A 17,500-nucleotide genomic window follows, 5' to 3' on the forward strand; every position below is an offset into this window, starting at 1 on the left:
CGCATTTCGATCACAGTCCCTGTTTACGTTTGAGTTTTTCCAGCCGTTTCTGTTCGCGACGTTCTTCACGTTCTTTGCGACGCTCCTCACGTTCTTTCTGAATCCGCTCCATCTCTTCGGGCGTTCGTTCGGGGAACAGGCTTTGAATCTGTGCCCCCACGCCACTGCCTAAAACAGCATCCAGTGCATTGACTCCCATCTGCTTGGCGTAGTTGCCAACCTGGCTCATGTCGACTTTGGGTTTCTTCAAGGTCCCGCCAATCGGCAGTCGCAGTGGCTTACTGATGAGCGCTTTTACAAACGGCTTGTCACTGTCTTCCGAAATCAGATTGCCGAACCCGACTTCCGCCACCAGATCCAGCGATTCATCCAGACCAACTGAACCCGTGGTTCGGATCGTGACCCCCTTCATCTGCACTTCAAACGGAGAATGAAAGACCCGACCATCAATCATATGATAATGCAACGCCTGATTCTGCACCTGTAGGAATACCGAATCCGAGCTGATTAATCGACTCGACCGATTGATATTCACGATCGATAGCACCTGATCGATTTTTTCCGCTAACGCATCAAACAACGGCCCCGGCTTGACCTTTGTCGATTTGACGAGCAGCGTCCCCTTTGCTTCGCCGAGTTCCGGTTGATCAATGGGAATGATGGCGTAATCCTGGCTCAGTGAAAACTGCCCCTGAATATTCGTGCTGTTTGCCAGCATCGGTGCGACGTATTTCAGTGAGTTGCGTGTCATCTCGGGCGTGAACTGAAAATTATCGATCACATCCCCTTTTTCAAAAACCAGTACTGCCGGTTTCACATCCAGTCGCACAATCGGTGCAATTCTCAGACGGCCTCCACTCACCTGCAGATCAAGGGGCGTAATATGAATCTGCCCATCCTTGATGGTCGCCTCGATATTGGTCTTACCACTGGTCAAGCCACGGATATTCGCTTTTTCCCAGCCAAACCCGGCTTCTCCAGTCAAATCATTATACTGATCGGTGGGGACGAACAGTGGTCGCGTATTGGGATACAACGGACGCGGCAGCGGGTTCAGAACCATTTCGCGCGCCTGATCGTTTGCCGTACTGCCCAGAGGTCCGTTTAAAGTGAACGGTCGGGTCTCGTGACCGACGATCTCGACATCCGGCCCCAGTTTACTGCGGAGCAGGGGAGTCAGGTTTTCCCAGTCGTAGGTCACTTCCCCCGCCAGTCTGACCTGTTTACGGGTCGACAGCTCTTTGATTTCCCCTTTCGCGGTCAGGTCCAGCATCTCCGATTGAATCGACATCTGGTTCAAGGTGAGCGAATCCTCGTTCAGATCCTGTAGTGTATCTCCTTCCACGCGCACTTCGGGCTCCTGCCAGCTGATGGCCCATCCGGGATTACGTTTGCTGGGAACCACTTTCTTCCCGGGTGACACCGGCTCACGTATGGGGGCTTCAATGGCAAATTCTGCAATCGTCGCACGCCAGTTTGCCAGTCGCGAGGTTTCAGTCACGACCACGTTAGCCTGTCCTTGAATTGTCCCGTAGTATTTCTGTTCGGGTGGCTCTGCCGGATTCTGAAACCAGAGCGAAAGCGCATGCAGGTCACCATTCATTGACAGTGATCCCACAAACGAAGGCGTGTGAACTTCTTCGTTGGGAAGTTGAACTTCCAGTTTTTCTCCGTTGACCGCGACTGCGGTACCGCGATAGGTCAGCTTTGACGCCTTGAGCGTTTTCTGTTTCCCGTCCCAGCTTCCCGCCGTTTTTAATTCGGCCCGAGGCTCACTGATCCACATGTCGGGTGTCTGAATACGGACGTTTGTCAGATCCAGCGTGGTATTATCGTGGATAAAATATTGATCGCCAATGGAAATGGAAGAAGCAAACTTGACGTCTCCTGACAGCTGCAGATCCTCCTTCGACAGTGGTCGCACCCGGTCTCCCCAGGAAGCAAGATTGCCCTGCAGTTGAATCTTGAAAGGCAGCAGCTGCTGACGTGCTTCCTCTTTCGGCTGACGATCAATGGTGGTAGGCGATTCCAGTTTTGCCTGGAACGCATCGGCACCGGAAATCAATGTCACAATGAACCGTTCTACATGAATCTGTTGTTCATCCGTTTTCCCTGCACCGTCTACGGTCAGTTTCAATTCTGGTTCCTGCCAGCCCCGCCGATCGGGCATTGCCAGTTGCAGGTGATCGAAATTCAAAAATGATTTTGTCTCCCATGACTCTCCTGTCACTTTGAAGTCAACTTCGCCATTCATCTTGCCTTTCAAAGCCACCGCCTGCAGATCGACAAACTGCTCCAATCGTTGTGACAGCTGGTCCAGGTCTGCTTCCAGTCGAAGCTTTAGATCGCTGGCATTGCCACTACCGGTCACTTTCAGGAAATCGGATTCACACTTCAGGGAACGGATATCAAACGAATCTGGCCCTCTGACAATCTGCATCATCAACGAGACCGGCTGCTGCCAGCGAATTTCCTGTCCGTTATTACGACCTGTCAGATCTGACGTTTTCAAGTCGATGGCCCATGTCGAGTTCTGATTCTGTTCTGGCTGCTGCGGATCGAAATTGGAAACTCCAAAGTTAACCGTGCCCGAAGTTATCTGCATGCCCGGTTTCAGATGCATCGTTTCCGGGAGCTGTTTTGCCGTTTCTGCCAGGTCCAGATCGCCGGACAGTTTGAGCTGGGAATTCAACAACCCCTTCAGCTTTTCCTGTTTGTTTTCATCCTTCAGGTCATCCCAGTTCAATTTCCCCTGCAATGCGACTTTGCCCAACTGCGACTCGGCACGGGCTTCTTTGAAATACAACACCCCATCCGCGGCCATCAGGTCAATATTGCCTTTCGCGTAATCGGTCGAGATTTCATCGGTGCCCAGTAACTCCGGCGCACCAAATACGAGTGGCGCCGCTTCCCAGTTTCCTTTGACGGCAAACCGCGGTGCTTCTTTTGTTCCCGACCATTTAACTTCCATCTCGGAATTGGAAATCCCATCCAGGTACGCACCGGGGGACAAGGCACTGACCAGAGGCATTAACTGTTTCAAATCGAAAAAACGGGTTTTGAATTTCAGTGAGCCCGCTCGTGAAGCGTCTGGTTCACCCGATTTAACTGCACTGACCAGAAATTCAATTTCCGCGGGATTCCTGATCTCTGCATTTTCCCCCACTGGTTCCTTCCAACTGCCTTCGACCATCACCGGATCGGTGCGCAGTTCGGGGCGTATGACGGTGATATTCATGCCTGTCAGATAGGGTGTGGACTCGTCCGCGGCATTTACTACATTGAGGTTGAGATCAGAGAGATGCAGCGTCAGCGACTGTTGCGATCCGGTTTTGGGTTCTTCCTGCGCGTCGGGATCTCCCTGCGGATTTTCTTTCGTTCCTTTATTGATGATGGCCGTCAGCAGATCCTGATTCGCGAGCCCCTGATCGTTGACATACGTCAAAGTCGTCACGCCGTCCACATTCACATCGCCGATACGCTTGCGGTCCTTCGCCAGTTCCCACAACGTTTTTTTCGTTTGAATCTGATCGATGCGGACCACATCCCGGCCTTCAAAATCTTCCAGCGCCACATTCTGAAACGTCACCGGCTGTCCCCAGCTGAGCGTGACTTCGCCCGTGCGAATCTCACCCGGATAGTTTTTCAGAATGCGGGGCAGAATCGAATCTTTCAGCGAGGTTCGCGAAACGATCTGTGGAGCAAACCAGAGCAGCACACAGAATCCGATGACCAGCACCAGAAAAATACGACCCATTGAACCGCGCTCGTTCTTCTGATCTTTCGCTGAGCTGCTGTCTGTCGATTTGGCCTTGGTTGTTTCTGACTGGGACATGACTGATCCTGTGTTTGAGTCCGTTGTGCAGGATGAACCCGATGCAGGGCATTCGTGATAATCATCCGTGTCTGCTGTTCGGCTGCCCGCTGTGGTAACTATATGGGGAATTTCTGGCAGCGACAATGTTCGAACCGGAAAGATTCCCGCTTCCCAGTCAGGATATTCGCTGAAAACAAACGATTTCCTGATTTGGATTTCCCTGAAACAGTGTTATTCACGGGGATGACTGCCTATGATAGAAGCAGACGCTGTTTGATATTTTCTGTGTGTTTATTGATATAAGTGAATGAGAATGGAAACCTTAAAAGCAATTGAAGCAAGACGTTCTGTCAAATCATACCATCCCGATCATCAGATGACCGACGAGGAAATCAACAAACTCCTCACTTATACGCTGCTTTCTCCCACAGCCTTTAATATTCAACACTGGCGATTTGTCGTAGTCAAAGATCCTGAATTGCGGCAGAAAATTCGCGAAGCCTCCTGGAATCAGGCACAGGTCACCGATGCCTCCCTGCTGGTTGTCATCTGCGCTGACATGAAGTCCTGGCAGAAAGATCCGATGCGGTACTGGCAGAATGCCCCGGAACCGGTTCAGCAGGCGCTGGTCCCCATGATCTTGTCATTTTATAAAAACGAAGAACAACTGGAGCGCGATGAAGCACAGCGCTCCTGTGGCATGGCTGCTCAAACCATGATGCTGGTTGCCAAAGACATGGGTTACGATACCTGTCCTATGGATGGTTTTGACTTCGAAAAAGTCGCCGATCTGATCAATCTGCCTGAGGATTTCCTCATCTCCATGTTCGTCGTGGTCGGAAAACCGGTTCGCCCCGCCAATGAACGGGGAGGACAGTTGTCACTGGATGAGGTGCTGATTTACGATCGTTTTGAATAAAAAACCTCGTCGAACCCTCAATTTCCACACCCAGTTTGGTAAGATGCAGCCTATTACTAACTTATATTTAGAAATACGGTATCTCATCCATGAACGACCAGCCGCCCACCAGTTTCTTCAAACGTCTTCTCGCCAGCCTGGGTCCCGCCATTATTACGGCGTCAGTAGTACTCGGGCCGGGCAGTATTCTGTCGGCTTCTAAAATCGGCCATACCTACGCCTACCAGATGAGCTGGGTCCTGGTCATTGCCGTCATCATGATGATCGCCATGACGGCACTCTCAGCCCGACTCGGAATTCAACTCAAGGGCACGATCTGCGACGAACTGGCAGAACGCGCGGGTCGACCGGTGGCTGCTGCGACCGGGGTCATCCTGTTCTTAATCGCCGCCTGTTTTCAATTCAGTAACAACCTCGGCGTGCTGGCGGCAGTCGAACCGTTCATGAAAGAAGGCAACGATTATTCTCTTGCCATCATCATCGGCATGAATGCCTTCATCATTCTGGCACTCTACGGTTTCAAACACCTGTATGGTGTGATTGAAAAACTGATGAAGCTGCTGGTCGCGATCATGATCATCGCTTTTGCCATCAATCTGTTTCAGGTCAAGCCGGACTGGCTGAAAGCAATCGCAGGACTCATCCCGTCTCTGCCCGAACAGGCTGCCAACGGCGCCGGAATGCAAGAAGTCATGACGCCTATCGTCGCGATGTATGCCACCACATTCTCCGTCGCGGGTGCTTTTTATCAGTCCTATCTGGTACGTCAGAAAGGCTGGACCCGGGCAAACCTCAAACAGGGGCTCATCGATTCCACACTTGGCATCAGTATGCTGGGACTGATTACGTTAATGGTACTGATCACCGCTGCCAAAGTGCTATACCAGAATCCAGACGTTGAAACTTTGACCTCCGTCTCTGATGTCGCCACCAGCCTTGAACCCGGTTTTGGTAAATCGGCCATGGTGATTTTCTCACTGGGGATTTTTGCCGGTGCCTTCAGTTCGTTCCTGGTCAACGCCATGATTGGCGGTTCGATCCTGGCCGATGGTTTCGGACTGGGTGGCTATATCGATCAGAAATGGCCCAAACTGTTTACGGTGTTCGCTCTCATGGTCGGGATGGCAGTGGCCATCTATACAAAAACCATGGGACAAAAGCCGGTAGGATTGATCATCTTTGCTCAGTCACTGACGGTACTGGGTATTCCGATGCTGGCCATCGCCATGCTCTGGCTGGCGACACGTGCCGACATGAAAGGTGAGAACGCCATCCCCGCCTGGATGAAAATCCTTGGGTTCATTGGTTTGATCACATCCGTTCTGCTGGCGATCCGCACTGCCGTCAATTTGCTCAGTTGATCAGAGAGATTCGCTGACATTGCTGCACGCTCACGTTCCAGCTTCTTCCTCCGGGCTGTTTTTTCGCCAGCCGGTGGTCAGATGCTCGTCCGTCTGGGTTGGCGGCTTGAGGCGGTGTACTTCCAGCTGGTTGATCTGCAACGTGGCAGTCTCTACATAGAAACCCAGCATTCCACTGGTAAACGTGGAGTTCGCCAGCGAGAGCACGATACCCCCATTCACGCTCAACTCGTGATAACTGCCGAACGACACCATTTGAATCTGGACGTCATCCGGATCGCTCACCCGCCAGAAACCATCCTGCAGCGACTCAAACTGCATCATGTTTTCGCCGGACTTCTCTTCACCCGTCTTCCAGGAACGAAACTGCGCTATCCCTTTCAACAGATCCAGCGACAGGTAGTATCCATCATACGATTCCGCGTCGATGCGAATCAGAATGCCGCACTTTCCGTCTCCCTGCATCGAAAAATGACACCGCAGACGAAAACAGCTCACTTCTTCATTGAAGACAAAACCCTGATAACCGGCTTCACTCACGACCTTCAATGATCCGTCATTGACACGGAAAAAGGATTCTTCGTGAGTCCCTTTTAACACGTGCAGACGGTGTGAATCGAGTCGATCAAGCACGCGTTCGTGAATCCCCTCGTACGTGGTAGTGCGCAACTGGCCGTTGGGAAGACGCTCCAGACGCTTGGGAGGAGGCAGCAGATTATTCGTAGTGCGGTCGTGAGCCGAGCTGGTATAAAAATTCCAGAGCAGAATCCCCTGGTCATCACGGCAGATGCGACCTGCATAATTGCCCTGTGCCAGCAGGACATTGTCGTAATAGTTACGCCAGGGCTTTTCCAGACACTCTGTATGCCAGTAACGGATCTTCGCATCTTCCCGCAGGCTGCCGATCAGATAATAATCGCCGTCAATCCGAAACAGATTGGGAACTTCAATGTCGTCATAAATCATCGGTGCATGCAGCGGCGGCAAGGCGCGGAAATGATTGGGGGCAACTTCTTCCATCAGTCCCACACAGCCTCGTCGTACCAGCGGCCCTTCATTCACACGAGCAGCCATCAGTAACCAGCTATGATCTCCTTCATGGAAATAAAACGGATCCCGAAAGCTCACCCAGTTCCGCTCGTTTTCAGGAGAGGATTCATAATACTCCTCCTCCGGCTCTAAAGGAAAACAGCTGTCAGGATTCTGCCTGGCTTTGATATTCGTGGAAACGACCGACTGGAGCTTCGCGCGGATCTCTAGAATATGCTGCGGATCGTGCATCCCACGCCGATCCTCCCAGTCGACATCTGCCTTCACCCAATGATAAAGATCATCACTGAATGCCAGACCGATGCGCTGCACTTTTCCCTGATCACGCCGCGAAATTCCCGTATAAAACATCCGCCAGCGCCCCGGTTCATGCGGGTCAGGCGTCACATGCATTGTCCACAACATCAGGTCGTCCCAGCCGCCGGGATCGCCGATGAACAGCGCATTATCAACCCGCCGCCAGTTCAATGCATTGTCACTGATTGCATGCGCGATAAAGTCATGATTGGGTAGCACCAGATGAAACAGGTGATACAACCCGTCATGGTATACCACGTCCACATCACCAATACTTTTACGGCTCCAGGTCGATTCAGAAAACATAGTTGAACTTTATGAAATGCGGTCGAGGAGATGACAGACTGTTGAAAACAGGATTTCAACTCTGACAGGCGGCGATTCTTCGCGAAACGTAAATCAACCTTCAATCTATCTTACTGACTTCCCACGGACGTTCAACCCGCAATCTCTACAGTGGAGCTACCTTCAAATCGAAACATTTTCCAGTTCCGCTCTGACACTCATCGGCGCCGGTTTCTGGAACGGTTCGTAATGATTGATATAAACCTCGAATGGCGCTGGCACATAATAAATCACGCCCCGCCAGTTAATCGTACGAGTGCGAATCGCAGCGATCAGACAACCACAAAACAGATAAGGCATCAGCCAGAGGTAACCCACTGTCTTGAGTGGATGACGACGGAACTCACCACCCCGGGACCGCACCAGCTGTTCGATATGCGAACCCACTCGATAAATGGAAAATGCTACCGAACCACCGGCAAAGGCCAGTACTCCCATGACCAGTCCGGCTGCCAGCTGCTGTCCCTGATACAGGAACAGCAGCCCCAGCCCGACCAGTACTGTCTGGGCGAGCGCCGAAACAAATCCAAGTGTGGCTATAAACCAGAAGTGAGAATGATAAAAACGTGCATTAACCATCTGGCGGGTTATGAACCGCAGACTCGAATCCAAAGCGATGGATTCGGCATTAATCATCGTCGCTGTCGGCGAGAAGACCAGTTTCTGATTCAACTGATCGGCAATCGATTTCAGGCCCGTATCATCCCACATCATTTTAGACAGCGTATTTGAAAACCGTGGATCCTGAAACACTGATCGACTCAATGCGATTGAGCCACCCCAGGCAATGTCCAGCGAAAGCATCTGCAACACGGCCGCCGCATTCCAGGCATGCCGAACCAGTGTCCCCGCATTTGTCGACTGGGGTGCATACCAGCGAATCCCTGAAGCGATCCCGACCTCTGCATCACGTAAAGGCGCTACCAGGTCTCGCAGCCAGCGACGATGGGGAAGCACATCCGCGTCCAGCCAGGCCACGACTTCCACGTCTGCAGAAACACTTTGAATGGCCTGGATCAGAGTCGCATTTTTCAGCCCACAATTGAATGCCTGCTGATGTCGAATACTGACTTCACAATTCGGATGAGGGTGCTTACGCAGATACTGCCTGACAAAGCCCAGCGCTGGATCACTGACATGGTCGACTACAATCTTCACCCGATAATCCGGATAATCCTGATTCAGCAGTCCATCCAGGCAGTGCACCAGAAATGGATCATTGCCCCGCAATGGCAGGATGACGGTCGCCACAGGCGTGTAATCCTCGTCAGCCCGCTGATCCCGAATGCTGCGGTACAGGCGAGCTGCCCGAGAGCCCCAGTACAGATAGAGAGCCCCGAAAACGATCAGACACAGAGAACTAACTGTTGCCAGCTGATACATGGTACCACCTCAATTGATGCAGGATCGTTAGGAATACAGCCCGTCGGGTCGTAAACATCCTGTCTCAATCAAACGGTTACTCACTGTTCAAACGTAATGTTAAACTGGGTCATATAGAAGATCAACAACAATCTCGCAAAGTTTCCTATACTTGCCATTTTGACATAGTTTTGGACAGAAAGCCGTAGTTTTCCCCAATCAGGAATTCTAATACCAGCGGTTCGCAGGCATTCCAGCTATCGACGGCAGCCTCTGGCAGTCGAGGGATGTAATTAATAGCCCGCCAAGGGGCTCTCAATGAACGCCAATCGAATGCGGGAAAGCAGCGCCACTATCTGAAATCAAAGCGTTCTGGACCACCTGGACGATTTCGGGAACCGTTGACGCAGTCATTATCGTCCTGCTCGGTTCATTCATCTGGTAAGAGCGACGTTAGTCGTCGGACTTAGATTCTGATTTGTCTGTTTTGTTATTCGCAGAAACCTGATCCAGCTTCTTTTGAATGCCGCTGCCCAACTGCTGATAGAGCAACACTTTATTCTTGTCCTGCAGTGTATTGATCAGCCGTTGTATTTGCTCCTGAACCTGTTTCGATTTGGCTGACCGGCTGACCGCCCGGCCTCTTCAGCAGCCTGCATTGTTTCAATCTGCTGATAAGCGGCCCGTTTGACGAATGGTACGACCAGTAACATTTCTTCCTGTCCCTGGGTGCGTTCTGAAGTGGACCGCGTTGCGAATTCTGCCTCACTCATTTTGAGCGTCACGAGCGAGGATTCGCGGAGACATTTTTCGATGTCTTCCGCCGCCAGCAAAGCGCTGGCTTGATCTGCTTGACCTGCCTGTTGCAGTGCGAACGCCGTATCAAAGGGACCGGGATCGCTTGCCTGCTGACAGCCCAGAGGCAGCAGGACCAGCAAACCCAACACAGCGATACTTGAATGCACAGGAAGTTTAATAATCGGATCGTTTCCTCAAAATGATGATAGACCAGCACCGTAAGTCATTCTCATAAATTCTTATACCAGCCTGTATTCTATCAGAAACGCTTTTCCTGTCCGAAAGGATCATTCTATTTTTAGCTGATTGTGTTACCTGATACATGCTCGTAACTGCAGTGTTTTAAAACGAGACTCGATTCTGGCTCCACTTCCACTTGTCTGACCGGCATCTGCACCATTGGATTTACTCCACAATCGGCAGCTTATAGGCAGCCGCCTGGGCGGAATTTCGCACGAATAACCGGTCGCCGATCAGCACCGGATGATTCCAGGTTTTACCATCCAGCGCCTGGAACGTCGCCAGCTCCTCATGACCCGCCGGATCCGCCTTCAGCAGAACGACCGCCCCCTCTTCGCCGATCACCAGCAGATGACCAGAGTCTTTCACCAGCAATACCTGGCCTTTGCCGTAACGGCCCCCCTTCCACTTGCGCTTCCCGTCTTTAAGGTCGAAGCAGGTAAAGATCGCACCGTCAAAACCATACGCGTGACCTTCGTAGATCACATAGTCATTAAAGTCCGGCTTCAAACCTGTAACAGTCCAGACCTCCTCCGCCGTCCATTTCCCGTCTTTGTTCGTAACATGAATTTTCTGCATCCCTTTGCCCATGCCAGTCGCGATCAGAATTTCATCGTCGCCCACCAGTTGAGGCTGGAGCACGCGCTGCCCCTCCGAAGCACAATCGTAACTCAGCAGAATTTTGCCATCTGCGGGATTCAGCAGGTTCAGCTCCTTATTCGTCAGCATCGCAATCACAGGTTGTCCGGCTATCGTCAACAAGGCAGGGGAGCAGTAAGAATGATCACCGGCGGGAGCCGACCATTTCAAATCTCCCGTTTCCGTATCGAAGGCCAGCAGTCCTTTGTCATCTTTTCCACCCGCATGCACGATGGCCGTTCCATCAACCACCAAGGGAGAAGAACTGAAGCCCCAGATCGGCGGTTCCCGGTCCGCCACCTTGCGAACATCCTGCTGCCAGAGGATCTCACCTGTCGCGGGGTCCAGTCGCAGCACATGGCCGCTGGCACCCATCACATACAAACCTCCGTCTGCCAGCGTCGGAGTCGCCCGCGGTCCGGGTCCACCCAGCGCATCATAAAAACGAGTCTTCACTTCCTGGGTCCAGAGCTCCGCGCCTGTCTCGGCATCGTAGCAGACAATCAGTTCCTCCTCGCCCCGCTGTTCCTGGGTGATCAGTAACGGACCTGCGACCACAAATGAAGACCAGCCGGGACCGACCGATTTTTTCCACAAAGGAGTTCCTACATCCGCGTTCCAGTCCGCATCCAGCGACACCCCGGTCAGCACACTGTCACGTAACGCACCTCGAAATCCAGGCCATTCAGGTTCCGCCAGCGCTGATTCCAACTCTGCCGCCGTCAGCGCACTCGCATCTGCAGGTACCGCATCTGCTTTGGACAGCATCCGTTCTTCCACCGTCGGCGTCGACCGCCACGCCAGTACCATATTATAGTCGCCCCACATTCCTTCCGCCCGGAGCAACAGGGAAAAGCAAAAGCCGAGTACCGAGCAGGCGACGATAAAGACGGTCCGCTTCGCAGAACGCATACGAGATACCAGCAGCGCAGCAATCCCGAACAGCCCCATTCCCATCGGTCCGGTAACCAGCATCACGCCCGGCCCCTTCATTGTGGGGTCAATCAATGCCAGCGTTACGCCTCCCGCCAGCAAAGTAATGACCAGCCCACTCAGTTTCTCTTTCCACGTCGCCCGACTGGCCAGCACCCACCAGACCAGGATCAACCCGCCACAGACCAGTGGCCCGAACACGGCGAGCATGACAGGCAACACCGAATCCGAGTCCATCCACTGAGGTGCCATCCGCGTCACCACCATACCAATCAACAACAGAATCGGCGGCCAGATACGCAACGGCTGCAATTCGCTGACTGCAGACGTTTCTTCACTGGCAGCAGGTTCTACGGGAGGATTCGATTCGGTTTCCGGTTGATTGGCAGCAGTCATGACAAACTCTGATAGGAGAAAAATAAAGGGATGACTCACATTCCACATTGCCGGGCATCCGGTGCTGAGCAGAATAACTGTGTTCTGTAACTTTAACCAGTCGCACCGCGGTGTCAAATGCACAAACCGTGATGCGAAGATTCTCCCCTGTTTCAATTCACAGCTGTGCTGTTTTCACTACCGTTGTCTGAATTTCGATCAACCGGCAAACTTTCAGATTCATCGGATCTTAACCAGACGAAGATATCAAATTGCAATTGCCCTCTCCACAATGGTACAACAGAAGAGCAGAGGCGCCCTCACAGCGAGCGAGTGAACAGGAAGTAATCAGATCATGGACGACCGACAATTTCTCAACGCATTCGAAACCTACACGCTTCCTTTCGATGAGTGGACGCATCGCGCGCACCTCCGCGTTGCTTATCTCTACGCTTCACAATTTGATCTGCCAACAGCGACTGACAAAATGCGGGCCGGCATCAAAGCCTACAACAAAGCCACCAATACCCCGGAAGAACTCGAACGCGGCTACCACGAAACCATCACCGTCGCTTTCATGCAACTGGTCACCGCCGCCCTGCAGCAATCGGGACCATTTCCCAATTCAGAAGCATTCTGTGATACCTGTGCCGTTTCGCTCAATAAACCGGTACTCCTCAAGTACTACAGTAAAGACCGCATCATCTCCATGAAAGCCAAACAGATCTTCGTGGAACCCGACCTGCAACCAATGCCTGTGATAAACTGAATGAAAATTATTTCACTCTTTCGAGTTCACTGGTTAGAATGATATCGGCTTCGTTTAATATACGACTCAATCGAACTCAGTTTAGATCACGCCACATGTGATTGTCAGAAGATCCGCAGACAACTCCTGGAAATAATTGGATTCACTCAATGTGCATGGACTCCGAATCAACGCCTGATGTACTTTCCTTCTGGCTCTGGTTTGAAAACAATCTCTCGCGGCTGAACGATTTTGAAGATCATCAGGCAGAGCTGCTGGAAGAACTCAATGAGCGACTACAGGAAGTGGATGAGGGACTGGCGTTTGAAATTTCCAGGCTGAATTCAGAGGGAATTCGTGACCTGGTCATCAGCGCCGATGGGATGAAAGAGACATTTCCTGCAGTGCTGGCCCTGATTGAAAGTTCCCCCGACCTGCCCGAGTGGACGTTTACCCCGTTTCGCCAGCGAATTGATGTCTCAGAATTCGGACTGCGGTTTGGTGACAGGGAGCTGAGAGCCAGCGACTTCTATTTCTGGCTGCAGACCGAGGACGGGGCCATCGATCTGATTGTCTATGTTCCCGGCCTGACCGAAGAGAACCGCGAAGAATTAACAGGCGCCGGCTTCATCCTGCTGGACATGACACTGGGCGAATTCGACGTCACTTTGAATCTGCGCTACATCGATTTTCAACCCCTGCCCGAAAATCCGGAAGCCGACGACCTCCTGCCACTCACCGCATTACCACCCGAGTTTGACGAGCTGTTGAATGCGTTGAATGAAGATTGAGCTGGCACTCCGAAATTTGGGTCACACCCCACCATTTCTGCAAATCAGACGGTTCTTCTTTACATATCAACCCCCACCCGGCATCATGGAATCAACGACTTTGGTGAAATCACTCCTGTTCCCCTGAATGAAGTGAGGCTGCTATGCTGGTGAAGAAGCTGAAAGACAAACTGATCAAAGGTGAAACCGTTTATGGTTCGCTGTTTCAGTATGCCGTGGTACCCGCGATGGTCGAATCGATTCCCGAAAACTCGCTCGACTTTGTGATCGTCACCCCCGAACATACGACGCTCGATCTCGCGGAGTTCCTCCCGCTGCGGTATGCACTCAACTCCAAAGGCATCGCCTGCCTGGCCCGTACACACAGTCGCGACGCTGCCGATGTCGCCCGCGTCTGTGATACCTTTGATGGCGTAGTCGTTCCCTATGTCGAAGAATACGAACAGGCCCAGCAGCTCGCAGCCGCCGCCGTGTATCGACCGCTGAAAGGCATCGTGCTGGATGAAGTCCTCAAGACCGGCAAATTCGTCAATCAGAAAACCGCCGACTACATTGAGAAGCGTAACGAAAACACCCTCTTCATCCCCATGATTGAATCGGTGCCCGGCATCCAGAACCTGGAAAAGATCTGTTCCATTCCCGGCGTGCATGCGGTCTTCGTCGGTCCCGGCGATCTGACCGCCAACATGGGAATCCCCGGCGAATACGACAACCCCGATCTGATCGCCGCCATCCAGAAAGTCATCGACATCGCCAATCAGCAACACGTCGCCGCCGGCTGCTGGTTTGGCACTACCAAACAGGCCGTCCGCACCATCAGGCAGGGCGCCCGCCTGGTCGTCTATGCCAACGATGGACTCATGCTGAAACACGCCATGCAAAGCGCCTATAGCGAACTCCGCAAAGGGTAAATCACATAGACAGAACCAGTGGATGGTACCGGATGCACGTGCGAGCTCACCCATTAACTTAATCCCTAATCGTCCATTTAAAAAAGGGATGGTACCGAATGAAATTCGGTACGAGCGCAGCGAGCAGGAGGTCGCAGCTCACTCATTCAAAACTGATCCAGTTTCCCACCTGATCGAAACCAACCACCGACTATCAATAAAAAATCCAGATTCAACCTGAACGAAGATCGTTCCACTCACAACCTCCTGTTGTCTCCGACAACCCCGGATTACATCCAGGGCCACCCAGCTTGTTTCTCCTTACCCCACAAAATCAATCCTTTGACTTAACAATCTTCCGTCCCCGGTTCACCCGGTTGTTATCGTCTGCTTTGGCGCGCTGAAATGCGGCCCGCTGCTGCACACTGTAAAAGTCAGTCGTCAGAGTCTTACGCTGCTGTCCTGAAATCTGCTCCAGCATTTCCAGCAGCGCTCCTTCAATCTGGGGTTCTGCATAAACCTCCAGACCCGCAGTCCGGGCCGGCCAGGTTGTGTAACCTCCCAGGAAATGCTGTTCCGGCGGAGGAATATAACCGGCGGCGCCGTTTGCCAGACTCATGTTGAATGTATATTCAAACGGACTCTGTGCTTTCAGCTTGATCCCGGTGATCCCGTAAACTTCATTGGGAATCGCCGTGATCGCCAGATCGCCGATGCAGATCACCTGCAGAATCAGTTCTTCCACTGGATGCGCCTCAATCCACAGCGCCTGCTCGGCGTAGACTTCCGGACGATTCGCCGGACGCCGCTCTCCCCGTTTCGCATTGATCGCCTCTGCCCAGGCCAACCGCTCAGGAGTTGGAAGACGTCGATTCAGCTCAAGGATCGTCTGCGCCATTTCCAGTTGAGGCGTGCCCATTCCATAAATGATTTTCTGATACGCGTTCAGAGCAATCTCCGCCAGCTCACTCGTATACTGGTCGATACTGTAGTCACTGCGGCGGGGCTTCGAGTAATCCATCCATTGCAGATCACCCGACGTTCCCTGAGACATCGCCGCTACAAATGGTTTTTCAGGATCACCGGTTTTTCCGATCTTCTCTTCCATCAGCTGACAGAATTTCCCGTAGTAATCCGCAGAAAATCCGCCCCGCGCCCCGAAGTAATGCATCGAATAATTCGCCAGCAGACCCAAGGGTCGTTTGCCGTCGGCTGACTGAATACTGAGCAGCGACAGTCCCGAATCCACGGGTCCCGCAGGACCGATGTAATCGGGATTCTGATGACCGGGATGCATCATCGCCCGCACCGTTTTCTCCCCGAAAGGATCTTCACCCGGCTTGTCCGGCTGTCTCAACCAGCGTCGGCAGTGCGTATGTTCGGGCGCATCGACCGACGTGAATCCAACCCACGCCGGTTCCAGATTCGCATACGCTTTAGCAATTCCTTCCGCCAGTCTGGGAGGCAGAAAGCGTTCGTAAGTCGGATCACTGTTCGTACCCAGACAATAATCCATCACGCTCGGCGCGGTATGTGTGTGCGTCGAAGAAATCAGAATCCGCTCAACGGGAATGCCCGTTTTACTACGTGCGAGAATCTTCGCCCGGTCACAGATGTCGCGCGGAATCATACAGGAATCAACGACGACAATCGCCACGGTCGTCTCTTCCGACTGCAGCACAAAACAGCGGGCATACAACCGGTCCAGCACTTTGTCCTGATTGATTTCCAGGAATTGACCATTCTGCAGAGCCGGCAGCTTCTCAGGCGTGACATCAATGGCAGCCACACCCGCAGAGAGGGCACCAAATCCATCAGCAGGCAGCACACACAGCAACAAAGTCAGACTCAAAACGGACGACATCATCAATGATAAATAACGCATCGGTACACTCTCTCCAGTCAGTTGATGGTAGCAAATTGTGACAGCGCGTTACTGCTTCTTTTCTGTTTTCGATTGCTTTGCCCGCAACAGCTTCGCCATGTACGCGGCCGTCTCGTCGGCGATCACATTGTAACCCGCCAGGTTGGGATGACGGTCACTATACCAGCCGGGCAGATCACCGAGAATCGGGTCCAGCTCGTTTGCCATCACTACCACACTGCCACCGATCACGAACGGCTTCACCAGTGCATGATATTTTTCCGGAACCTTCGACAGCGGATAACGTCGATAGGTCAGCATGTTCTGCCCCTTCTTCAGCTCCTCTGCATAGCGGGGATAGATGTCGAAGACCTCCAGGTTCTCTTTTTTCGCGACGTCAAATACCAGGTCGTTGATCGTTTCACTGTCCGCTTCATTCGCAAATGGAATCACGGTCATCGGAATCAGTAACGCATTGGGATGATCTTCTCGCAACCGCGCCAGCAACTGATGAAAGTCCCTGGGAAAATTCTCCGTGAAATTCTCACGTCGTGCCCGATCATTCAAACCATAACGAATGAAGATATAATCCAAACCAGGCAGCTTGGCGGCAGCGCGATCGTAGCGTTTTGAATCAAACAAGCGCTTGATATATTCGCCACTCAAACTCGAATTGATCACATGACAGGCCGGCAGATCACCTTCCGCAGCCAGCAGTTGTTCCAGCACCTGTTCCAGATGCGGACCTTTGGGCTTCAGCTTTCGAGGAATACTTCCCTCCGTCGTACTGTCACCGAGTAGCAGGATCTGTACCTTCCCCTCATGCTCCGCATTCACGGCTACGGGAACAGCCAGAATCGAGATCACAGTCATTAAAACAAATAGAGGAAGCCGTCGTAACATCATCAGAGAAGTCCTGTAGGTAAGTTGATAGAAGCAGGTGGGGTCGTAATCGGTAAGCAGCTGAACTGGTCAGCCTCGTCTTCATTATGGGGTACTCACGCAGCAAGTGCAATTTACAAACCGTTTGATTTGAGCAGTCTGTATCCACGTTTACTGCAATATCGCGCG

12 protein-coding genes are annotated in these 17,500 nt (G+C 52.4%); 5 read left to right on the plus strand and 7 right to left on the minus strand.

Features of this window, described 5'->3' with window-relative positions; translation table 11 throughout:
- Window positions 1-10 precede the first annotated feature (10 nt).
- Window positions 11-3,835, minus strand: coding sequence for an AsmA family protein (locus GmarT_RS28805; RefSeq protein WP_002645045.1), 3,825 nt, complete (start codon window positions 3,833-3,835; stop codon window positions 11-13).
- 295 nt (window positions 3,836-4,130) lie between these two features.
- On the opposite strand from GmarT_RS28805, the gene GmarT_RS28810 reads away from it, so the two are divergent.
- Both GmarT_RS28810 and GmarT_RS28815 read left to right on the plus strand, forming a co-directional pair.
- The gene (locus tag GmarT_RS28810; RefSeq protein WP_002645043.1) at window positions 4,131-4,736 is read left to right on the plus strand and encodes a nitroreductase family protein; all 606 of its coding nucleotides are present in this window, start codon (window positions 4,131-4,133) and stop codon (window positions 4,734-4,736) included.
- 89 nt (window positions 4,737-4,825) lie between these two features.
- The gene (locus GmarT_RS28815) at window positions 4,826-6,097 is read left to right on the plus strand and encodes an Nramp family divalent metal transporter (RefSeq protein ID WP_002645042.1); all 1,272 of its coding nucleotides are present in this window, start codon (window positions 4,826-4,828) and stop codon (window positions 6,095-6,097) included.
- Window positions 6,098-6,127: 30 nt separating this feature from the next.
- Here GmarT_RS28815 and GmarT_RS28820 read toward each other — a convergent pair whose 3' ends face one another.
- The 4 genes from GmarT_RS28820 to GmarT_RS28835 all read right to left on the minus strand — a co-directional run bounded on the left by GmarT_RS28820 (window position 6,128) and on the right by GmarT_RS28835 (window position 12,157).
- Window positions 6,128-7,750, minus strand: a complete 1,623-nt coding sequence (locus tag GmarT_RS28820; RefSeq protein WP_002645041.1) for a glycoside hydrolase family protein — start codon at window positions 7,748-7,750, stop codon at window positions 6,128-6,130.
- 162 nt (window positions 7,751-7,912) lie between these two features.
- On the minus strand, window positions 7,913-9,172 hold the full coding sequence (locus GmarT_RS28825; RefSeq protein WP_002645040.1) for a glycosyltransferase family 2 protein: 1,260 nt from the start codon (window positions 9,170-9,172) through the stop codon (window positions 7,913-7,915).
- A gap of 560 nt (window positions 9,173-9,732) precedes the next feature.
- Entirely contained in the window at window positions 9,733-10,098 is a 366-nt protein-coding gene (locus GmarT_RS28830; RefSeq protein ID WP_002645038.1) for a hypothetical protein, read from the minus strand.
- Between the two features lie 256 nt (window positions 10,099-10,354).
- Window positions 10,355-12,157, minus strand: coding sequence for a PQQ-binding-like beta-propeller repeat protein (locus GmarT_RS28835; protein ID WP_044236895.1), 1,803 nt, complete (start codon window positions 12,155-12,157; stop codon window positions 10,355-10,357).
- A 334-nt stretch (window positions 12,158-12,491) separates the two neighbouring features.
- Between GmarT_RS28835 and GmarT_RS28840 the strand changes: the two genes are divergently transcribed.
- The 3 genes from GmarT_RS28840 to GmarT_RS28850 all read left to right on the plus strand — a co-directional run bounded on the left by GmarT_RS28840 (window position 12,492) and on the right by GmarT_RS28850 (window position 14,586).
- Window positions 12,492-12,905 carry a hypothetical protein gene (locus GmarT_RS28840; protein ID WP_002645036.1) on the plus strand — a complete coding sequence of 138 codons (414 nt, stop codon included), beginning with the start codon at window positions 12,492-12,494 and terminating at the stop codon, window positions 12,903-12,905.
- Window positions 12,906-13,060: 155 nt separating this feature from the next.
- On the plus strand, window positions 13,061-13,675 hold the full coding sequence (locus GmarT_RS28845; RefSeq protein ID WP_002645035.1) for a hypothetical protein: 615 nt from the start codon (window positions 13,061-13,063) through the stop codon (window positions 13,673-13,675).
- A 143-nt stretch (window positions 13,676-13,818) separates the two neighbouring features.
- Window positions 13,819-14,586 (plus strand): HpcH/HpaI aldolase family protein, encoded by a 768-nt coding sequence (locus GmarT_RS28850; protein WP_002645034.1) that lies wholly within the window; start codon window positions 13,819-13,821, stop codon window positions 14,584-14,586.
- Between the two features lie 313 nt (window positions 14,587-14,899).
- On the opposite strand, the gene GmarT_RS28855 is transcribed toward GmarT_RS28850, so the two are convergent.
- Window positions 14,900-16,450, minus strand: a complete 1,551-nt coding sequence (locus GmarT_RS28855; RefSeq protein WP_002645033.1) for a neutral/alkaline non-lysosomal ceramidase N-terminal domain-containing protein — start codon at window positions 16,448-16,450, stop codon at window positions 14,900-14,902.
- Window positions 16,451-16,498: 48 nt separating this feature from the next.
- Window positions 16,499-17,335, minus strand: coding sequence for an SGNH/GDSL hydrolase family protein (locus GmarT_RS28860; protein ID WP_149303547.1), 837 nt, complete (start codon window positions 17,333-17,335; stop codon window positions 16,499-16,501).
- Window positions 17,336-17,500 lie beyond the last annotated feature (165 nt).

The organism is Gimesia maris (assembly GCF_008298035.1).
GTDB lineage: Bacteria > Planctomycetota > Planctomycetia > Planctomycetales > Planctomycetaceae > Gimesia > Gimesia maris.

Bases quoted from the DNA above. Each gene is read 5' to 3' on its own strand.
- GmarT_RS28815 (WP_002645042.1), top strand. From the start codon at position 4,826: ATGAACGACCAGCCGCCCACCAGTTTCTTCAAACGTCTTCTCGCCAGC.
- GmarT_RS28820 (WP_002645041.1), bottom strand. From the start codon at position 7,750: ATGTTTTCTGAATCGACCTGGAGCCGTAAAAGTATTGGTGATGTGGAC.
- GmarT_RS28825 (WP_002645040.1), bottom strand. From the start codon at position 9,172: ATGTATCAGCTGGCAACAGTTAGTTCTCTGTGTCTGATCGTTTTCGGG.
- GmarT_RS28845 (WP_002645035.1), top strand. From the start codon at position 13,061: ATGGACTCCGAATCAACGCCTGATGTACTTTCCTTCTGGCTCTGGTTT.
- GmarT_RS28860 (WP_149303547.1), bottom strand. From the start codon at position 17,335: ATGATGTTACGACGGCTTCCTCTATTTGTTTTAATGACTGTGATCTCG.
- GmarT_RS28835 (WP_044236895.1), bottom strand. From the start codon at position 12,157: ATGACTGCTGCCAATCAACCGGAAACCGAATCGAATCCTCCCGTAGAA.
- GmarT_RS28855 (WP_002645033.1), bottom strand. From the start codon at position 16,450: ATGCGTTATTTATCATTGATGATGTCGTCCGTTTTGAGTCTGACTTTG.
- GmarT_RS28850 (WP_002645034.1), top strand. From the start codon at position 13,819: ATGCTGGTGAAGAAGCTGAAAGACAAACTGATCAAAGGTGAAACCGTT.
- GmarT_RS28805 (WP_002645045.1), bottom strand. From the start codon at position 3,835: ATGTCCCAGTCAGAAACAACCAAGGCCAAATCGACAGACAGCAGCTCA.
- GmarT_RS28840 (WP_002645036.1), top strand. From the start codon at position 12,492: ATGGACGACCGACAATTTCTCAACGCATTCGAAACCTACACGCTTCCT.
- GmarT_RS28810 (WP_002645043.1), top strand. From the start codon at position 4,131: ATGGAAACCTTAAAAGCAATTGAAGCAAGACGTTCTGTCAAATCATAC.